General features: G+C 36.7%; 14 protein-coding genes. 1 reads left to right on the forward strand and 13 read right to left on the reverse strand.

Annotation, left to right across the window (positions count from 1 at the left end; translation table 11 throughout):
• Positions 1–22: 22 nt before the first annotated feature.
• The 10 genes from AC3IS5_RS17375 to AC3IS5_RS17420 form a co-directional block, all read right to left on the reverse strand.
• On the reverse strand, positions 23–1,399 hold the full coding sequence (locus AC3IS5_RS17375; protein WP_489425508.1) for a S41 family peptidase: 1,377 nt from the start codon (positions 1,397–1,399) through the stop codon (positions 23–25).
• 134 nt (positions 1,400–1,533) lie between these two features.
• Entirely contained in the window at positions 1,534–2,109 is a 576-nt protein-coding gene (locus AC3IS5_RS17380) for a peroxiredoxin family protein (RefSeq protein ID WP_489425509.1), read from the reverse strand.
• On the reverse strand, positions 2,106–2,762 hold the full coding sequence (locus AC3IS5_RS17385) for a hypothetical protein (RefSeq protein WP_489425510.1): 657 nt from the start codon (positions 2,760–2,762) through the stop codon (positions 2,106–2,108). The genes AC3IS5_RS17380 and AC3IS5_RS17385 overlap by 4 nt, the downstream gene beginning before the upstream one ends.
• A 204-nt stretch (positions 2,763–2,966) precedes the next feature.
• Positions 2,967–4,265: a murein hydrolase activator EnvC family protein gene (locus AC3IS5_RS17390; RefSeq protein WP_489425511.1), complete on the reverse strand. Its 1,299-nt coding sequence runs from the start codon at positions 4,263–4,265 to the stop codon at positions 2,967–2,969.
• A 40-nt stretch (positions 4,266–4,305) separates the two neighbouring features.
• Positions 4,306–5,190, reverse strand: coding sequence for a permease-like cell division protein FtsX (gene ftsX / locus AC3IS5_RS17395; RefSeq protein WP_489425512.1), 885 nt, complete (start codon positions 5,188–5,190; stop codon positions 4,306–4,308).
• Positions 5,180–5,866 carry a cell division ATP-binding protein FtsE gene (gene ftsE, locus AC3IS5_RS17400; RefSeq protein WP_489425513.1) on the reverse strand — a complete coding sequence of 229 codons (687 nt, stop codon included), beginning with the start codon at positions 5,864–5,866 and terminating at the stop codon, positions 5,180–5,182. The genes ftsX and ftsE overlap by 11 nt, the downstream gene beginning before the upstream one ends.
• Positions 5,867–6,079: 213 nt before the next feature.
• Positions 6,080–7,291, reverse strand: coding sequence for a DUF4097 family beta strand repeat-containing protein (locus AC3IS5_RS17405; RefSeq protein WP_489425514.1), 1,212 nt, complete (start codon positions 7,289–7,291; stop codon positions 6,080–6,082).
• 78 nt (positions 7,292–7,369) lie between these two features.
• Positions 7,370–10,237, reverse strand: a complete 2,868-nt coding sequence (gene uvrA, locus AC3IS5_RS17410) for an excinuclease ABC subunit UvrA (RefSeq protein ID WP_489425515.1) — start codon at positions 10,235–10,237, stop codon at positions 7,370–7,372.
• A 5-nt stretch (positions 10,238–10,242) separates the two neighbouring features.
• Positions 10,243–12,225 (reverse strand): excinuclease ABC subunit UvrB, encoded by a 1,983-nt coding sequence (gene uvrB / locus AC3IS5_RS17415; protein WP_489425516.1) that lies wholly within the window; start codon positions 12,223–12,225, stop codon positions 10,243–10,245.
• A gap of 355 nt (positions 12,226–12,580) precedes the next feature.
• On the reverse strand, positions 12,581–12,829 hold the full coding sequence (locus AC3IS5_RS17420; RefSeq protein WP_489425517.1) for an IDEAL domain-containing protein: 249 nt from the start codon (positions 12,827–12,829) through the stop codon (positions 12,581–12,583).
• Positions 12,830–13,014: 185 nt separating this feature from the next.
• Here AC3IS5_RS17420 and AC3IS5_RS17425 point away from each other — a divergent pair, with 185 nt between their 5' ends.
• Entirely contained in the window at positions 13,015–13,506 is a 492-nt protein-coding gene (locus AC3IS5_RS17425; protein ID WP_489425518.1) for a competence protein ComK, read from the forward strand.
• Here AC3IS5_RS17425 and AC3IS5_RS17430 read toward each other — a convergent pair.
• From AC3IS5_RS17430 to secA, 3 genes are all read right to left on the reverse strand, one after another.
• Entirely contained in the window at positions 13,484–13,861 is a 378-nt protein-coding gene (locus AC3IS5_RS17430; RefSeq protein ID WP_489425519.1) for a YhjD family protein, read from the reverse strand. The two genes, AC3IS5_RS17425 and AC3IS5_RS17430, sit on opposite strands and share 23 nt — an antisense overlap.
• Positions 13,862–14,005: 144 nt before the next feature.
• A protein-coding gene (gene prfB / locus AC3IS5_RS17435) for a peptide chain release factor 2 (protein ID WP_489425520.1) occupies positions 14,006–15,107 on the reverse strand; the annotation gives its coding sequence in 2 pieces (ribosomal slippage) (positions 14,006–15,031 and positions 15,033–15,107; 1,101 coding nt in all).
• A gap of 150 nt (positions 15,108–15,257) precedes the next feature.
• Positions 15,258–17,768 carry a preprotein translocase subunit SecA gene (gene secA / locus AC3IS5_RS17440; protein ID WP_489425521.1) on the reverse strand — a complete coding sequence of 837 codons (2,511 nt, stop codon included), beginning with the start codon at positions 17,766–17,768 and terminating at the stop codon, positions 15,258–15,260.
• Positions 17,769–17,782 lie beyond the last annotated feature (14 nt).

Below are 17,782 nucleotides of genomic sequence, written 5' to 3' on the forward strand. Positions count from 1 at the left end.
AAACAAATTGTTTGTTAATTCATCATTTTAAATTTTTCAGCATATACCCGATAGCCATTTGTAATTGATGGTCATTTTCATTGCTATCCTTATATTCTACCATTTCTTTATGTAATGCTGAAAAGAATGATTCATTAATAATAGGTTCTTGTGCTAATTTTTTTGTCTTTCTATATAACAGAACTGCTTCAGCTGTTTGGCGATCAAAATATCCATCTGTTCGCTCTAATTTATAGTCCATTTTCGATAATACTTCTTGTACATATCTTACTTGCTCATTGAAATCTCCTTCTTCGAAACTGCCTGCTAATGGCGGCAACTCCATATGATATAAATCATCCTGTTCTACATGTAAAGTTGCTTCTATTCCTTTTCCGTGAATCCATTTCTTATCTGGTGTAAGCCATTTATGCGTTGATAACTTTAATTCTCCACCATTTAACAATGGCCAAGTTTCTTGTACTGTGCCTTTTCCAAAACTTTTTACACCTGCTATAGTAGCTCGATCTAATTCTTTTAATGACCCACTTAAAACTTCACTTGCTGAAGCACTTCCTTCATCTTGAAGTAATACGATCGGCAACGATTTTAATTGTGTGTCAAAATTTAATTTGTTTTTCTTTTCATCAGTTACTAACGGCTCAAGCTCTCCCTTGGCATTTTGCATAAAAGCATATGTAGAGCCTGGTTTTACAACACTTGCTATAACTTGCTCAACACTTCGTAAATAGCCACCTGGATTACTACGCACATCAATAATAAGACCTGAGATTTTTTGTTTCATCAAAGAAGACGTATGTTTTTGCCATTCTTCTGCAGTTTTTTCCCCAAAAAGTGAAATAGATACATATCCGATTAGGTGATCATCAGCTTGTAAAATTTCACTATGCACCGTTTCCATGGAAATTGCTGATCTTGTCATTGAAACCTCAATATGACGGTCTTCTGCTGGTCTGAATATAGTCATTTTTATCGTTGTACCCTCTTCTCCTTGAATAAGAGCTAAGAGCTGTGCCATAGATTTACCTTCTAATCGTTCCTTATTTACTTGTACAATTTCATCATAAGGTTTCAATCCTGCTTTTTCTGCTGGAGACGCCTTAACAGGTGAAACAATGATAAATTTGCCATCACTTGCTGTAATTTCAGCTCCAATACCGACACGGGAATCAGACAGCGACTCCTTATGCATTCTAGCTTCTTCCTTTGTGTAATAAGTGCTATATGGGTCACCCAGTGAACCCGCCATGCCTTTAATTGCCCCTTCAACTAGCTGTTCCTCAGAAGTCTCATGCACTGATTCTTTTCTTATTAGTTTAAAAGCTTCATCAATTTTTTCTAGTTTACTCACTTTTTCACTTGAAGGCTCCGCTCCTTGCAATTTTGATACTGCATACATTCCTATAGCTCCTAGCAAAACTATAAAAAAAAGAAAAATCCAACGTTTCCGCATCATGTCTACCCCTTTCATATCCATTCAGTTTATGAATAATTTCTTAGGATTAACACTATCAAAAAGTGGATTTTTCTTTATTAATTTAATGCTTTAACACTTTCCCGCATACTATCTTGATCAACAGGTCCTCTTACCTTCTTTTGAATGATCCCTTTCGTATCTATATAGTAAGTAGTTGGAATGATGTAAATTTCATATGCATTCATTTGTTCACCCTTAGTATCTAATAAAACCGGGAAAGTCATCTCATACGTTTTAACAAACTTTTTCACATATTTAACACTTTCTTTATAACTGGTTAAGTTGACTGCTACGATTTCAAAATTATCTTCTTTTGCAAATTTCTCGTAATACTTTTGCATATGAGGAATTTCTGCCTTACAAGGTGGACACCAAGTTGCCCAGAAATTTAAAATAACCTTTTTCCCTCGAAAATCAGATAGCTTTACTTTTTTTCCTTCTAATGTTTCTAATTCAAAATCCGGTGCCAATTCACCAATAGCTAAGCCACTTTTAACGCCTAAAGTGTCCTCAACAATTGTTGCTCTCGTATCCACTTTCTGCTCTTCAGCAACTTTTGTTTTAACAAAATTTGTGACAGCAATTCCAATCATCGCTGCAATTATTAGCAACGCAAATATTTTTTTCTTCATGTGGAAGCCTCCATCTGTTTACGACTGTTATCTTTTAAGAAATGGACAAATAACACAAACAAACTAAATATGATAGTTGCCATTAATGATTTCTGCCAAAAACCACCTGGCTGTAATAATGCGATAATTATATGCGATAAGCTAAATAAAATGATGAGTTGCTTACGCCAAATATCCTGATTGAGGCCGTTTTTTATCGCTATGAGCAGCCAAATGATAAAGGCTACAACTGTCAGCCACCTTTGCCAAGCGAGACCATCATTTAGGATGGCCATTGCAATTTGGTACATGCTTTGCGTTAAAATAATAGCCATTGTTAATGTACGTAATTGAGCAGCTGCAAATGCATTCTTTTTCAACTGACGGAATATAGAAATACAAGTTGCAACTATCGCTATGTAAAAGCCCACCGTCCCACCGTTAAAGAATAGTATAATTAAAGGCTGTTTTATTACCAACGACAAATCTGTGACAATCACACTAAACTTCCAAACTAAAATGAAAAATATAGCATGATCCGCATATACACTTGCATCTTTTTTGCCATAACGCCACCATAGAATAATTCCTGCCAAAGTAAACGCGATAAGAACTGAAACCCATGATGTCGGAAATGTCACTCCGCGTATAGTATACCATTCTGTTACTGGCAAAATTCACACCTACTCCCATTAATATACCCTACACCGTATATTAATAGGTGTCCTGGTAGAATACAAGATTTTTGTTTTACTAATTGATGACTGGACTGGTTTTTACAGTATCCAGCTCTTTTTAGTATCATTTTTATCACTAGAAGAAAAGTCGCCTGTAATCGGTGAATTTACCGATGTCCAGACGACTTCTATTAAATCTGATTAGAATGAAATATAACGACGTGGGTCAACTGCCCCAACTTTTTGCCCTTGCCAAGCTGTTGTATGAAGTTCGAAATGCAAGTGACTTCCGAATGCACGACCCGTTTGTCCCATATAACCGATTACTTCACCTTTAGAAACAGATTGTCCAGCTCTTGCTTTATAGCCACTTAAGTGAGCATATACCGTTGTAAAAGTTTTACCCTCAATTGAATGAGTGATCATAATTACATTACCGTATGTAGATAGTGGGCTTGCACGGAAGACTACTCCATCAGCTGCTGCTACGATTGGCGTACCTACACTATTTGCAATATCGATACCATAATCAAATTCTTGACCTGAGCCTATATCACGCCAGCCAAAATTAGATGTAACAGTACCAGTTGTAGGTCTTGTCCAAGTACCACTTGAAACAGTTGGTATATTACCTGATTCTCCAACATTTGAAACATATGCTGATTTTGATTTAGATTTCGCTTTTGCTTTCGCTGCAGCTTCTTTACGTGCTCGTTCAGCTAGACGCGCTTGCTCATTTTGAATTTCTTTTTGAACTTTTTTACTTACTTTAATCGCTTCAGAATACTCTTTTTGAAGTGATTTCTTTTGAGATTTCAGTTTTGATTGCTCACGCTCTAGATCATCAATCAACTTATTTTTACTTGATTTTTGTGAGTCCAAAGATTTCTTAAGATCTTCTAATCGATCACGATTGTCAATTTGTTTTTTACGTTTTTCTTCAAGTTTCTTCTGTTGCTCTTCTAATCTTTTTTTATCATCTGCTTGTTCTTGCAAAATTTTACGATCCGCATCTAACAAAGTGTTTACTGCAGAAAAACGGTCAATTAAATCTACAAAACTACTAGCACCAAATAGAACATCAACATAATTAATTGAACCGCCACCTTCTTGAATGGCACGCGCGCGTTCTTTCAATAATGCATCACGTTCTGCAATTTTCTTCTCTAAATCTTTGATAGAAGTTTGTAAGTCCTCAATTTCACTCGTTGTTTGAGCAATTGTTGATTTTACAATACTAATTTTCTCATCCGTTTTGATAATCTTCTTATCAAGCTTTTGGATTTGTTTGTTGATTTTCTCTTGCTTTGATTTGTTGTACTTAATCTTACTTGATTTTTCATTTATGTTGGAATTCAGTTTCGATTTCTTTTGATCTAATTCTTGCTGTTTAGACTTTAAATCGTTTAGAGATTCAGCATTCGCTATTGGTTGAACAACCAATGATAAAGATACTGTAGCTGTAATGACGTATAAAATATTTTTCAACTGCTTTTTCAACTAATAACCCCCTCTTTTTCTATTAATCTATCTCGATTACTTATACTTTTAAGAATTTACGTACAGACATGAAACTTCCCCAAACACCGATAAATACACCCATTATTAAAATCAATAAATCTACTTGGATAATAAATGGTGTTACATCTAACAGCTGGAACATTTCGCCTTGTAATTTTGGTTGCAATACACTATGTAATTTCACATATGAAATTGTTACAACCGTAATAGGAATGATGGAACCTAATAGGCCTAACCACATACCTTCCAAAATAAACGGAATACGTACAAACCAGTTAGTTGCACCTACTAATTTCATAATCTCTATTTCTTTTCTTCTTGCTACAATTGTGATTTTAATTGTATTTGAGATTAGGAACATTGCTGTAAATAGCAACGCTACGATTAAGCCAATACCTACGTTTCGACTAATATTTAAAAAGTTAAATAGCTTTTCAATCTTACCTTTACCGTATAATACCTCATATGTATTATCGAGCTTGTCTATCTCCTCGGCTACTGTTGCTGTTTTCTGCGGGTCACTAGCCTTTACATAGATGACGTTACGTAACGGATTACTCTGTTTAAATAGGCTTAAATCTTCTCCAAAATCTTTTACAAGATGATTAAGTTCTTCCTCTTTTGTTGAGTACTTGAAAGAATCTACACCTGATAATTCTTTAATTTGTTTCTGTAAAGCATCTTCAGCTTTTTGATCCGCTTCTAAATCAATAAGTACTTTTATTTCGACATCATTTTCTAAATCTGTAGCAATTTTATTCAAGTTCATCATTATCATGAGAAATACGCCAACTATTAATAGTGTGACCGTTACTGCTGAGACAGAAGCGACTGTCATCCAGCTATTACGACCAATCGATTTTATACTTTCACGGAAATGGCGACTTATAGTTCTAGATTTCATAGCCGTAACTACCTCCATTTTCATCACGAACAATCAATCCGCCCTCAATAGCGATAACACGACGTCTTATTGTATTAACAATTTCTTTGTTATGTGTTGCCATAATAATTGTTGTTCCACGTGCATTTATTTCCTCAAAAAGATTCATAATATCCCAAGATGTCTCAGGATCCAAGTTTCCAGTAGGCTCATCAGCAATGACAACTTTCGGCACGTTCACAATCGATCGCGCAATTGACACACGTTGTTGCTCTCCACCAGACAATTCATTCGGGAACATTCGAGCTTTATGTTTTAATCCCACTAAATCTAACACTTCCATGACACGTTTACGTATCGTAGCTGGCTGCTCTTCAATAACTTCCAAAGCAAATGCAACATTTTCATAGACAGTTAGCATCGGTAACAATTTAAAATCTTGGAACACCACGCCAATTTGTCGACGGAGATAAGGTATTTCTTTGTTTTTTAATGTCGTCAAATTCATACCGTTTACGATAACATCTCCAGATGTAGCTCGTTCTTCTCGATACATCATTTTGATAAATGTCGACTTTCCAGCACCACTAGGTCCTACAATATAAGCAAATTCGCCTTGATTAAACTTAATACTTAATCCATTTGCTGCTACTATTCCATTCGGATATTTCTTGTAAACATTCTTCATTTCGATCATTTTTTTACCACCTATTTTCTATAAAACCAACTCTATTATAATAGCTATTATATCATTGAATAGCCTGTCTACTATTACAATTTCATTTCAATTAAATTGAAATTCGAATTCTAGCTTATTACAAAAATAATTTACTGTCATAGCGAATTAATCAAAAATATGTATTAAAAAAGCGAAGGAGATAGAATCTCCTTCGCTAAAAATTAATTTTTATTACAAAATATATCGAACAACGACAGATCCTGTTTTAGTTTCACCATCAATCGTTAATGTTGAAGTATCTAGTAACTTTTTAGAGAAGCGCACCGATTTTTGTAAAAACTGCTCATGCTCATTGCGATATTGAACATCTGACAATTGAACATCCATTTTACCTAGGTTAGAAGAAACTTCTCCTTCTAGTGACAATGTACTTGGAATATAAAGTTCCACAGCACCTGCAACGGTTTGTGCCTTCATTCTTGTCGCATCAATTGCACGAGTAGTCACTACAACATGGCCACTGATAGATTTCGCTTCAATATCTCGAATTGCACCGTCAATATACACTTGGCCATTTAACGTCTCAGCTTCAAGGTCTTCTCCTGCTACATCCTTCACTTTAATAGCACCGTTAGCAGTTTCTAGCTCAGCACTCTTAAATGCGAATCTTTCACAACCGATCAGACCATTTTTTGTCTTAACCTTCAGTTTACTGACATCCAAATCAGTTAATACAAAATTACCATTAAATAAGTTCGCTGAAATTGCTTCGTATCGTCTAATCGGTACATATAGGACAATATCAACACGCATTGCTTTCAAATCACTAATAATGCGTAGTTTCCCTTGATCATTCGTGAAGATAAATTTATTGAGAAATTCCTTCTGTAAATCTTCACCCGAGCGAACGATTGTAGGACGTACGCGACATTCTGCATGTACGGTTGCATCAACAGAAGGTTTAATTTGCAATTGACCATTCGGAATATCCACACTAATATGTGTAAATTCCGCATTATCTAGATCAAAACGTTGTTCGAATGCATTTTTTTCACCAAATGAAAAGTCAAAATCAATGTCTTTCACTTTTGAGACAGCCGTATTCATAAAGTCCATAAACTTTGCACTAAATTGCGAGAAATCTTGTTTAATTTCTTCAAAGAATTCTTGCTCTGAAGTAGATTTTTGTTTAGTTGACTGTTGTTTTGGTTCTTCCTTTTTCTCAAAGAAGTCATCATAATTTGTTTGTTTTTGTTCTCTTTCAGGTTGTGATTGCCCTACTTGTTGATTCATTTCAGTTTGGCTGGAACTTGTATAATTCGCTCCAGTTGATGTATTAGTAGTTGTTTTATTTCCCAAAGCTTCTAGTAGTAATATTGCCTCTTGTGCTGTAATGGTGCCATTTTCAAGCAATGTTAAAATGCGTTTACGCTCACTTTGCATTTTTCGGCCTCCTTCTACTTATTACTATTATTTACGAAAGTTCATGGAAAAAGTTTCATATACCCAGAAAATTTGTCTCTACTTATTTGTAGCTGTTGTCAATACTTTATCCATACGTGCTCGATCGCGCTCTATAATCGGCTTCAAATAATGTCCTGTGTAAGATTCTTTCACTTTTATTACCTCTTCAGGTGTTCCAGTTGCAATAATCATACCGCCTTTATCGCCACCTTCTGGACCTAAATCAATTAGATGATCAGCTGTTTTAATAACATCCAGATTATGTTCAATTACCAACACAGTATCACCACTTTCAACTAGACGTTGTAATACTTTTAATAATCGAGCGATATCTTCTGCATGCAATCCTGTCGTCGGTTCGTCCAATATATAAATGGACTTACCATTAGAGCGTTTATGCAACTCAGACGCTAATTTCACACGCTGTGCTTCCCCTCCTGATAAGGTTGTCGCAGGCTGCCCAAGTTCCATATAGCCTAAACCGACATCAACTATCGTTTGTAACTTGCGTGATATTTTAGGAATGTTTGTGAAAAATTCCACTGCATCTTCAACGGTCATTTTCAAAACGTCGGCGATACTCTTATCTTTATATTTTACTTCTAATGTTTCACGATTATAACGCTTACCATGGCATACTTCGCAAGGTACATAAACATCAGGTAAGAAATGCATTTCAATTTTAATAATTCCGTCACCACGACAAGCTTCACAACGTCCACCTTTGACATTAAAGCTAAAGCGACCTTTTTTATAGCCACGTACTTTTGCCTCATTCGTTGTTGCAAATACATCACGAATATCATCAAAGACACCTGTATATGTCGCTGGGTTTGAACGCGGTGTACGACCGATTGGCGATTGGTCGATATCAATTACCTTCTCAAGCTGTTCGATACCTGTAATTTCTTTCACTTCACCTGGCTTCACCTTCGAACGGTTCAGCTTTTGCGCTAGCGATTTATATAGAATTTCATTAATTAACGTACTTTTCCCTGATCCTGAAACTCCAGTTACAGCAATAAATAAACCAAGTGGAATATCCGCTTTAACATTTTTTAAATTATTTTCTTTAGCGCCTTTAATCGTAATGAAACGTCCATCTGGCTTACGACGTTCTGTTGGGAGTGGAATGAATTTTTTGCCACTTAAATATTGCCCCGTTAATGAATGTTTGTCTTTCATAACTTGAGCAGGTGTTCCAGCAGCGACGATTTCTCCACCATGTACACCAGCCCCTGGACCAACATCAATTAAATAATCAGCTGCAAGCATTGTATCTTCATCATGCTCGACTACAATCAATGTGTTGCCGATATCACGCATGTTTTTTAGTGTATCAATCAAACGGTCATTATCCCGTTGATGCAAGCCAATGGATGGCTCATCAAGAATATACAGAACACCGGTTAAGCGCGAGCCAATTTGAGTTGCTAAGCGAATACGCTGCGCTTCCCCACCTGATAATGTACCCGCAGCTCGGTTTAATGTTAAATAATCAAGCCCAACGTTAATGAGGAAGCCTAGACGTTCTAGTATTTCACGTAAAATCAATCGGGCAATTTGCATATCCTTCTCTGAAAGCGATAGCGTCGAGAAGAAAAAGTATGCATCTTTAATAGAATAGTCCGTCACTTCTCCAATATGTTTGCTATCAATTTTAACCGCCAATGTCTCAGGTTTTAAGCGGTATCCTTTACAAGATGGGCAATGTTGCTGTGCCATGTACTTTTCCATTTGCTCACGGATATAGTCAGAAGTCGTTTCACGAAAGCGTCTTTCAATATTACGTAGGACACCTTCAAAAATAATTTCTTGGTCACGAACATTTCCGAAGTCATTCTCATAATGGAAGTGGATTTTATCCGTGCCTGAACCATTTAAAATTTTATCCATTTTATCTTTCGGTATGTCTTCAACTGGCATATCCATATCGATGTCGTAATGATCACAAACTGCTTTTAACAGTTGAGGATAGTATTGCGAGCTTGTTGGTTCCCAAGGAGCAAGCGCATTATCATTTAATGAGCGGCTCCAATCAGGTATTACAAGTGTTGGATCTACTTCTAATTTTGTTCCTAAGCCATCACATTTTGTACAAGCACCAAAAGGACTGTTGAACGAGAACATTCTCGGTTCCAATTCGCCAATTGAAAAGCCACAGATTGGACAAGCGTGATGTTCACTGAATAGTAGCTCCTCATGCTCCATTACATCAACCATTACACGACCTTCTGCCAATCTAAGTGCCGTTTCAAGAGAATCACTTAAACGGGCTTCCACGCCTTCTTTTAAAACAACACGGTCAATGACCACTTCAATACTATGCTTTTTGTTTTTGTCTAATTCAATATTATCATCTAAATCACGCAACTCTCCGTCAACTCGAACTCGGACATACCCTTGCTTTTTCAAGTCTTCAAGAAGTTTCACATGTGTCCCTTTTCGCCCTGAAACCATTGGAGCCAACAATTGCATTTTCGTACGTTCAGGATACTGCACAAGACGATCAACCATTTGTTCCACAGTTTGTGACGTAATTTCTATACCGTGATTCGGACAAATTGGTTTGCCCACACGCGCATATAATAGGCGCAAATAGTCATATATTTCTGTGACTGTTCCAACCGTTGAACGTGGATTTCGGCTTGTTGTTTTTTGGTCAATAGAAATAGCTGGTGAGAGACCTTCGATTGCATCAACATCCGGTTTGTCCATTTGCCCTAGAAATTGGCGAGCATATGCAGATAAGGACTCCACATAACGTCTTTGACCTTCTGCATAGATTGTATCGAATGCTAGAGATGATTTTCCAGAACCCGATAAGCCAGTTATAACAACTAGCTTATCTCGCGGTATTTTAACATCTATATTTTTTAAATTATTTGCACGTGCACCTTGAACGATAATTTCTTGGTTTTTCAATTCCTTCATCCTTCCGATTTCAGTTCCAGGATTGTATCACGAAGTTCTGCTGCACGTTCGAAGTCGAGCGCTTTTGCTGCATCCTTCATTTCTTTTTCTAATGAAAGTAAAAGCGTTTCTCTTTCTTGCTTTGTTAGCTTTTTACCCTTCAATACTTTCGTTACATATGTTTCTTGTTCTTCAGCTGCCTGTGTTGCACGAATGACGTCGCGAATTTCCTTCTGAATGGTTCTTGGCGTAATCCCATGCTCCTCATTGTAGGCAGCTTGAATTGTGCGACGGCGATTTGTTTCGTCGATTGCTTTTGTCATCGAATCCGTCATACGATCTGCATACATAATAACGTGACCGTTCGAATTACGCGCTGCACGTCCAATTGTTTGGATGAGCGAACGTTCTGAACGTAGGAAGCCTTCCTTATCTGCATCCAATATGGCTACTAAAGATACTTCTGGGATATCGATACCTTCACGTAGTAAGTTAATACCGATTAATACGTCGTATACTCCCATACGTAATTCACGAATGATTTCGATTCGCTCTAACGTTTTTACTTCTGAGTGTAAGTACTGTACTTTAATCCCAATTTCTTTTAAATAATCCGTTAAATCTTCTGACATTTTTTTCGTTAATGTTGTAATTAATACACGCTCATTTTTTTCAGTCCGTAAATTAATTTCATGGATTAAATCATCGATCTGACCTTCAATCGGTCGTACTTCAATCTCAGGATCAAGTAGACCAGTTGGACGAATAATTTGCTCTACCATGTCAGGTGTATGTTCTAATTCATAAGGTCCTGGTGTAGCAGAAACAAAAATCGCGTTATGAACATGTTTCTCAAATTCTTCAAATTTTAACGGTCTATTATCAAGTGCTGATGGTAATCGGAATCCATGATCAACTAAAACACCTTTGCGCGCTTGGTCACCGTTATACATTCCCCGGATTTGTGGTAATGTAACATGGCTTTCATCTACCACTAGCAAAAAGTCCTCTGGGAAGTAATCTAATAATGTGTAAGGTGTTGCGCCTGCTGGTCTTAGCGTTAAATGGCGAGAATAGTTTTCTACGCCTGAACAGAAGCCCACTTCACTCATCATTTCTAAATCATAATTTGTTCTTTGTTCTAAGCGTTGTGCCTCTAGTAATTTATCTTCCTCACGAAGTTTCTCAAGTTGTTCCTTCAATTCATCTTTAATATTCTCAATGGCTTTGACCATTTTTTCTTCTCTCGTAACGAAGTGGGATGCTGGGAAGATAGCGACATGTTCACGTTCACCGATAATTTCACCTGTTAACGCATCAACTTCACGAATACGCTCTACTTCATCACCGAAAAATTCTACGCGTAAGCATCTCTCATCTCGAGATACTGGGAAAATCTCGACAACATCACCGCGTACTCGAAATGTACCGCGGGTGAAATTAATATCATTACGTTCATACTGAATATCTACAAGTTTACGTAACAATTGATTCCTTTCGATTTCCATCCCTGTTCGGATGGACAACACCATTTCTCGATATTCTTCTGGTGAACCGAGACCATAAATACAAGAAACAGATGCGATGACGATAACATCTTCTCTTTCAAATAATGAAGATGTTGCCGAATGTCGCAACTTATCAATTTCATCATTAATACTAGAGTCCTTCTCGATATATGTATCAGTTTGTGGTACATAAGCTTCTGGCTGATAGTAGTCATAATAGCTGACGAAATATTCTACTGCATTATTTGGAAAGAATTCTTTAAATTCACTATATAATTGACCCGCAAGTGTCTTATTATGCGCTATCACAAGGGTCGGCTTTTTGACTTCTTTTATAACATTGGAAATTGTAAATGTTTTACCTGTACCAGTTGCTCCTAGTAAGGTTTGGTGTTGTTTACCTTGACGAACACCTTCGACAAGCTCTGCTATTGCTGCTGGCTGATCGCCATTTGGCTTGTATGGTGAATGTAAATCAAATGCCTGAACCATAGCCACGTCCTCCTTGTTACTAATTACATATATTTTAACATAGCAAATTGGAAATATCGAGCAATAAGCGAACATATGTTTTTCAAACTAGTTTCGTTGTTTTGCCAATTATTGTACTCCCAATCCATTAATTTTTTTGAGATTTATTCACTTCTTTTACTTTCGTTAATTTCAATTTAAAAACAAGATTCTATCTGTCCACTCCATGTTGTTTACACTTTTTTATTTTCCAAATAATTTTATCAATAAAAAAAATCGCTCCAATTTTGGAACGATTTTTTTATGCTGTAATTCTCTATGTATAAGTTGGAAACTTATACGAGTATTTCTTTTATCATTAATTGTTTAACAATGCTTATCCGGCGGTTGTCTGCAATTTCTCTAATTCTTTTGCGTATTTATAAAAGGCGACTTCATTTCTTTCATCTAGGGCTGAGTCAATGCAAGCTAATAGATACTCTTCCGTTTGTGCACGATGTATATGGTTTAAAAACAAATCTAAATAGATCGTATCTAATAATTTTTCAGCATTATTCGTGTTGTCAGTTCGTCCAAGAGCTTTTAGAAAATCGGTATAGGAATAATATTTATCCAACGATCTCACCTCGAATGCCTTTTTTCTATTATAAGAAATTTCAGAAAAATAAGCAATCTTAATTTATAATAGAGGTAATATATAGGAAATTTTAATTATATATTCCACTTTACCATTGCACTTTATACCAATTATAGTTAAAATGATAGTGAAATTATACTGATTTCAATTATATTCGGAAGGAGGAACAAGTATTGGATAAAAAACTGACGAAATTATCGAATTTCACATTGTCTTTTAGTACATTTGCCCTTATGCCAGTTTTCGAGGGTAATCACATTTACACAAGAGTAGTTGAAAAGGAGAGGGAATTTCTTGTAGATGCAAGGCCAGCTCGAGTGATACATAAATCTTGCTCTGACTATGGTACTTCTTTTAAGCTCGCTACGAACAAGTCAAAAGAATATCTTGGCGCACGCCATAAGCTACCGATTGTTGTTGCATATGATTATGGTACACCTTGTATTTTCATGCCCACTTTATCGCCTAGTTCGCATTATAACGTTTGGTTTGCTATGCATGCAATTGAGTTTTTTGAAGATGCTGGTCCATCAAAAAGTCTCGTGTCTTTTAAAAACGGACAAGATGTCGAAGTAGACGTATCAGTCATCACAATGAGAACTCAACTAGCAATGGCATACTTTTTACAACAACGTTTTGAGATTAAACGTCCTTCTCTTTTTTAAATTGAACTTTTGTTAAATAAATTGATAACAATTCTTCTACCCGATTACGTAATCGAATATTAGAATACCGACGATGTTCTTCATTATTATTGTAAATGAAGATATATTCAGAAAATAACTCATCACGATTTCCTCGCATAATTTTAAGCCGGTTTTTTTGCAAATATTGATGAGCTGCATGTAATTCACTTTGCACCTGTTTCATCGCTTCATGCACTAAATCGATATATGGCCGCTTCAATTTGAATGTTCCTTGTTCAAATGCTTTACAGTCTCTTTCGAAAATGGATAGTACCATTGGTAAGTAGATAACTGTTTCAAGCACTACAAGAGCTTCATTTGGGATACGCGACATGCTTCCACCTCCAAAATAGGAACATTTGTTCTTACTTTGTATTTTACTACGTTTATAAGAAATTGCAAGTAGGAAGCATACCCTTTTTACATGCAAAAAAGCCATTCAACGAATTACTCCGTCGAATGGCTTTTCATAGATAAATTATAGTTTAGATCGTAAGTAAGCATTGATAAATTGATCAATGTCACCATCCATAACATTTTGCACGTTTCCTGTTTCAGCACTTGTGCGGTGGTCTTTTACCATTGAATATGGGTGGAATACGTATGAACGAATTTGACTACCCCAGCCAATTTCTTTTTGTTCTCCACGAATTTCGTCCAATTCCGCTTGTTGTTCATCAATTTTCAATTGATACAACTTCGCTTTTAACATACCCATTGCTTTTTCACGGTTTTTAATTTGTGAACGTTCAGCCTGACATTGAACAACCGTACCTGTTGGTGTGTGTGTAATACGAACAGCGGAGTCAGTCGTGTTAATATGCTGACCACCTGCACCAGTTGCACGGTACGTATCAACTTTCAAGTCTTCTGTGCGAATTTCAATTTCAATTTCGTCGTTGAATTCTGGCATCACATCACATGATACGAATGAAGTATGACGGCGACCTGAAGAATCGAAAGGCGAAATACGTACAAGACGGTGAACACCTTTCTCAGCTTTTAAATAGCCATATGCATTATGCCCTTTGATAGCCAATGTAACCGACTTGATGCCGGCCTCATCGCCTGGTAAATAATCCATTGTTTCAACTTTAAAGCCGCGTTTTTCAGCCCAACGTGTATACATACGTAATAACATCGAACCCCAATCTTGTGACTCGGTACCACCAGCGCCCGGGTGAAGTTCCAAGATTGCGTTGTTCTTATCATACGGTTCACTTAATAATAACTGTAGTTCGAATTCTTTTAAACGTGCTACGAATTCTTTTAACTCCACGGCTAAATCTTCTTGTAATTCTTCATCAGGTTCTTCACGTAATAATTCTAGTGTCATTTCTAAGTTTTCTTGTGTATCTTCTAATTCTTTATACTCATTCACAACTTCTTTTAAGCCTTTTGACTCATTAATAATATTTTGTGCTTGTTGTTGATTGTTCCAGAACTCTGGTTCAAGCATTAATTCGTCAAATTCTTGTATTCGTGCCTCTTTGTTTTCTAAGTCAAAGAGACCCCCTGAAGTCCGCTAATTTCTTAGCTGAATTGTCTAACTCGTTACGCACGTCTGCTAATTCAAACATTTTTTGTATTCCTCCAAATTTGGTTTGATTATTTCACAATAATCTTTGCCTAATGATTACCCCTTAGGACGGCATAAAACATGAGAGGATAAAATCCCCCCATGTTTTGTTAGTTGCCACCTATTCATTTAATCATACAATTAGGCTTTATTAAACTGCACCATGGCAGTTTTTATATTTTTTACCGCTACCACATGGACATAAATCATTACGACCAATATTGGCATCTTTGCTGCGGACTGGTTTTTTCTTCACTTTTTCGCCGTCTTCTTTAGGGTTAACAGCTTGGCCTTTCGCCACTTCTTCACGTTCTAAATTGCTGCGGATTTCAGCTTTCATCGCATATTTTGCAACATCTACGCGGATTGCTTCAACCATAGCATCAAACATTTCGAAACCTTCTTGTTGGTATTCGCGAAGTGGATCAGTTTGACCGTATGCACGTAAATGGATACCTTGGCGTAATTGATCCATAGCATCGATGTGATCGATCCATTTAGAGTCAATTGCACGAAGTAAAATTACTTTTTCAAACTCACGCATACGCTCTGGTGAAAGTTCTGCCTCTTTTTCATCATAGTGCGCTTTAATTTCTTTGCGAATTTCATCTAGGATATCATCAACTGATTTACCTTGTAAATCTTCAACAGTGATAACCCCTTCAGGTAATAAATTCGCTGCAACGAAGTCTTCGATTGCTTTTAAGTTCCAATCCGTTTCCGAATCTGATGCAGTATATGCATTTACTGTGTTCACTAACACTTCATCAATCATCGTTTCAACTAAATCACGCATATTATCCGTTTCAAGTACTTCGTAACGTTCCTTGTAGATAATTTCACGTTGTTGACGCATAACATCATCATATTGTAATAAACGCTTACGAGAGTCGAAGTTGTTACCTTCAACACGTTTTTGCGCTGATTCTACAGCACGAGATACCATACCCGATTGAATTGGTTGAGAATCATCCATACCAAGTTTAGTCATCATGTTCTTCATATTATCAGAACCGAAACGGCGCATTAATTCATCTTCAAGTGAAAGATAGAACTGAGTCACACCAGGGTCACCTTGACGACCAGCACGACCACGTAACTGATTATCGATACGACGCGATTCATGACGTTCAGTACCAATTACAGCTAAACCGCCGATATCTAAGACGCCATCAGCTAATTTAATATCTGTACCACGACCAGCCATGTTTGTTGCAATTGTAACTGCTCCTTTTGAACCTGCTTCTGCAATAATTTCAGCTTCACGTTCATGGTTTTTCGCATTTAATACTTCATGTGGAATGCCACGTTTTGTTAGCAAATGCGATATCAATTCAGATGTTTCAATAGCAACTGTACCAACTAGAACTGGTTGTTGATTTCTATGGCGTTCAGCAATATCATCTGCAACAGCTTCAAACTTGCCTTTCATAGAAGCGTAAATTAAATCAGGACGGTCATCACGAGCAATCGGTTTATTTGTTGGAATTGTCACAACTTGCATATTGTAAATGTTGCGGAATTCCTCTTCCTCTGTTTTCGCTGTACCTGTCATACCAGATAACTTTTCATACATACGGAAGTAGTTTTGGAACGTTATTGTTGCCATTGTCATCGATTCATTTTGAATCTCAAGACCTTCCTTCGCCTCGATCGCTTGGTGAAGACCATCGCTATAACGGCGACCATCCATTAAACGACCAGTGAAAGAGTCAACGATCACAATTTCCCCGTCTTGAACGACATAGTCTACATCAAGATGCATTGAAGCGTGTGCTTTTAACGATTGGTTAATAGCATGGTTTAAACCTACATGTGTTAAATCAAACAGGTTGTCGATATTGAATGCACTTTCAGCTTTTTCAATACCTTTCTCGGTTAACGTAACACCTTTTGTTTGTTCTTCATACGTATAATCTTCATCTATTTTTAAAGTACGTACAAATGCATTTGATTGTTTATACAGTTGAGCTGATTTTCCAGCTTGTCCAGAAATGATCAAAGGCGTACGCGCTTCATCAATTAAGATGGAGTCAATTTCATCAATTACGGCATAGTAAAGTGGACGTTGCACGCGCTCTTCTTTATAAAGAACCATGTTGTCACGTAAGTAATCGAATCCTAACTCATTGTTTGTACTATAAGTAATATCGCAATTATATGCTTCGCGTTTTTCATCTTTAGATAAACTATTTAAGTTCAAACCTACAGTTAAACCAAGGAATTCATATAGTTTACCCATTTCTGCAGCATCACGACTTGCAAGGTATTCGTTGACCGTAATTACATGAACACCTTTACCAGTGATTGCATTTAAATACACAGGCAAAGTAGAAGTTAACGTTTTACCTTCACCCGTTTTCATCTCAGCGATATTACCTTCATGAAGGGTTGCGCCCCCCATAAGCTGTACGCGGAATGGGAACATACCTAAAACACGGCGAGCTCCTTCACGAACAACGGCAAATGCCTCAGGACGAAGCGAATCTAAATCTTCACCATTTGCATAGCGCTCTTTAAATTCTTCTGTTTTTGCTTTCAATTCTTCATCAGATAATTTCTCTATTTGTCCAGCAAACGCTTCAACAGCATCTGCAACTTTTGATAAGTGTTTAATTTCACGTTTATTAAAATCGAAAACTTTATTTAATATGCCAAGCATTTATCTTCACATCC

Source organism: Viridibacillus sp. KH_047 (genome assembly GCF_057838945.1).

What these genes read in the sequence shown, in the direction of transcription:
- AC3IS5_RS17375 (WP_489425508.1), bottom strand. Translation starts at nt 1,399, where the DNA reads ATGTATGCAGTATCAAAATTGCAAGGAGCGGAGCCTTCAAGTGAAAAA.
- AC3IS5_RS17380 (WP_489425509.1), bottom strand. Translation starts at nt 2,109, where the DNA reads ATGAAGAAAAAAATATTTGCGTTGCTAATAATTGCAGCGATGATTGGA.
- ftsX (WP_489425512.1), bottom strand. Translation starts at nt 5,190, where the DNA reads ATGAAATCTAGAACTATAAGTCGCCATTTCCGTGAAAGTATAAAATCG.
- ftsE (WP_489425513.1), bottom strand. Translation starts at nt 5,866, where the DNA reads ATGATCGAAATGAAGAATGTTTACAAGAAATATCCGAATGGAATAGTA.
- AC3IS5_RS17405 (WP_489425514.1), bottom strand. Translation starts at nt 7,291, where the DNA reads ATGCAAAGTGAGCGTAAACGCATTTTAACATTGCTTGAAAATGGCACC.
- uvrB (WP_489425516.1), bottom strand. Translation starts at nt 12,225, where the DNA reads ATGGTTCAGGCATTTGATTTACATTCACCATACAAGCCAAATGGCGAT.
- AC3IS5_RS17430 (WP_489425519.1), bottom strand. Translation starts at nt 13,861, where the DNA reads ATGTCGCGTATCCCAAATGAAGCTCTTGTAGTGCTTGAAACAGTTATC.
- secA (WP_489425521.1), bottom strand. Translation starts at nt 17,768, where the DNA reads ATGCTTGGCATATTAAATAAAGTTTTCGATTTTAATAAACGTGAAATT.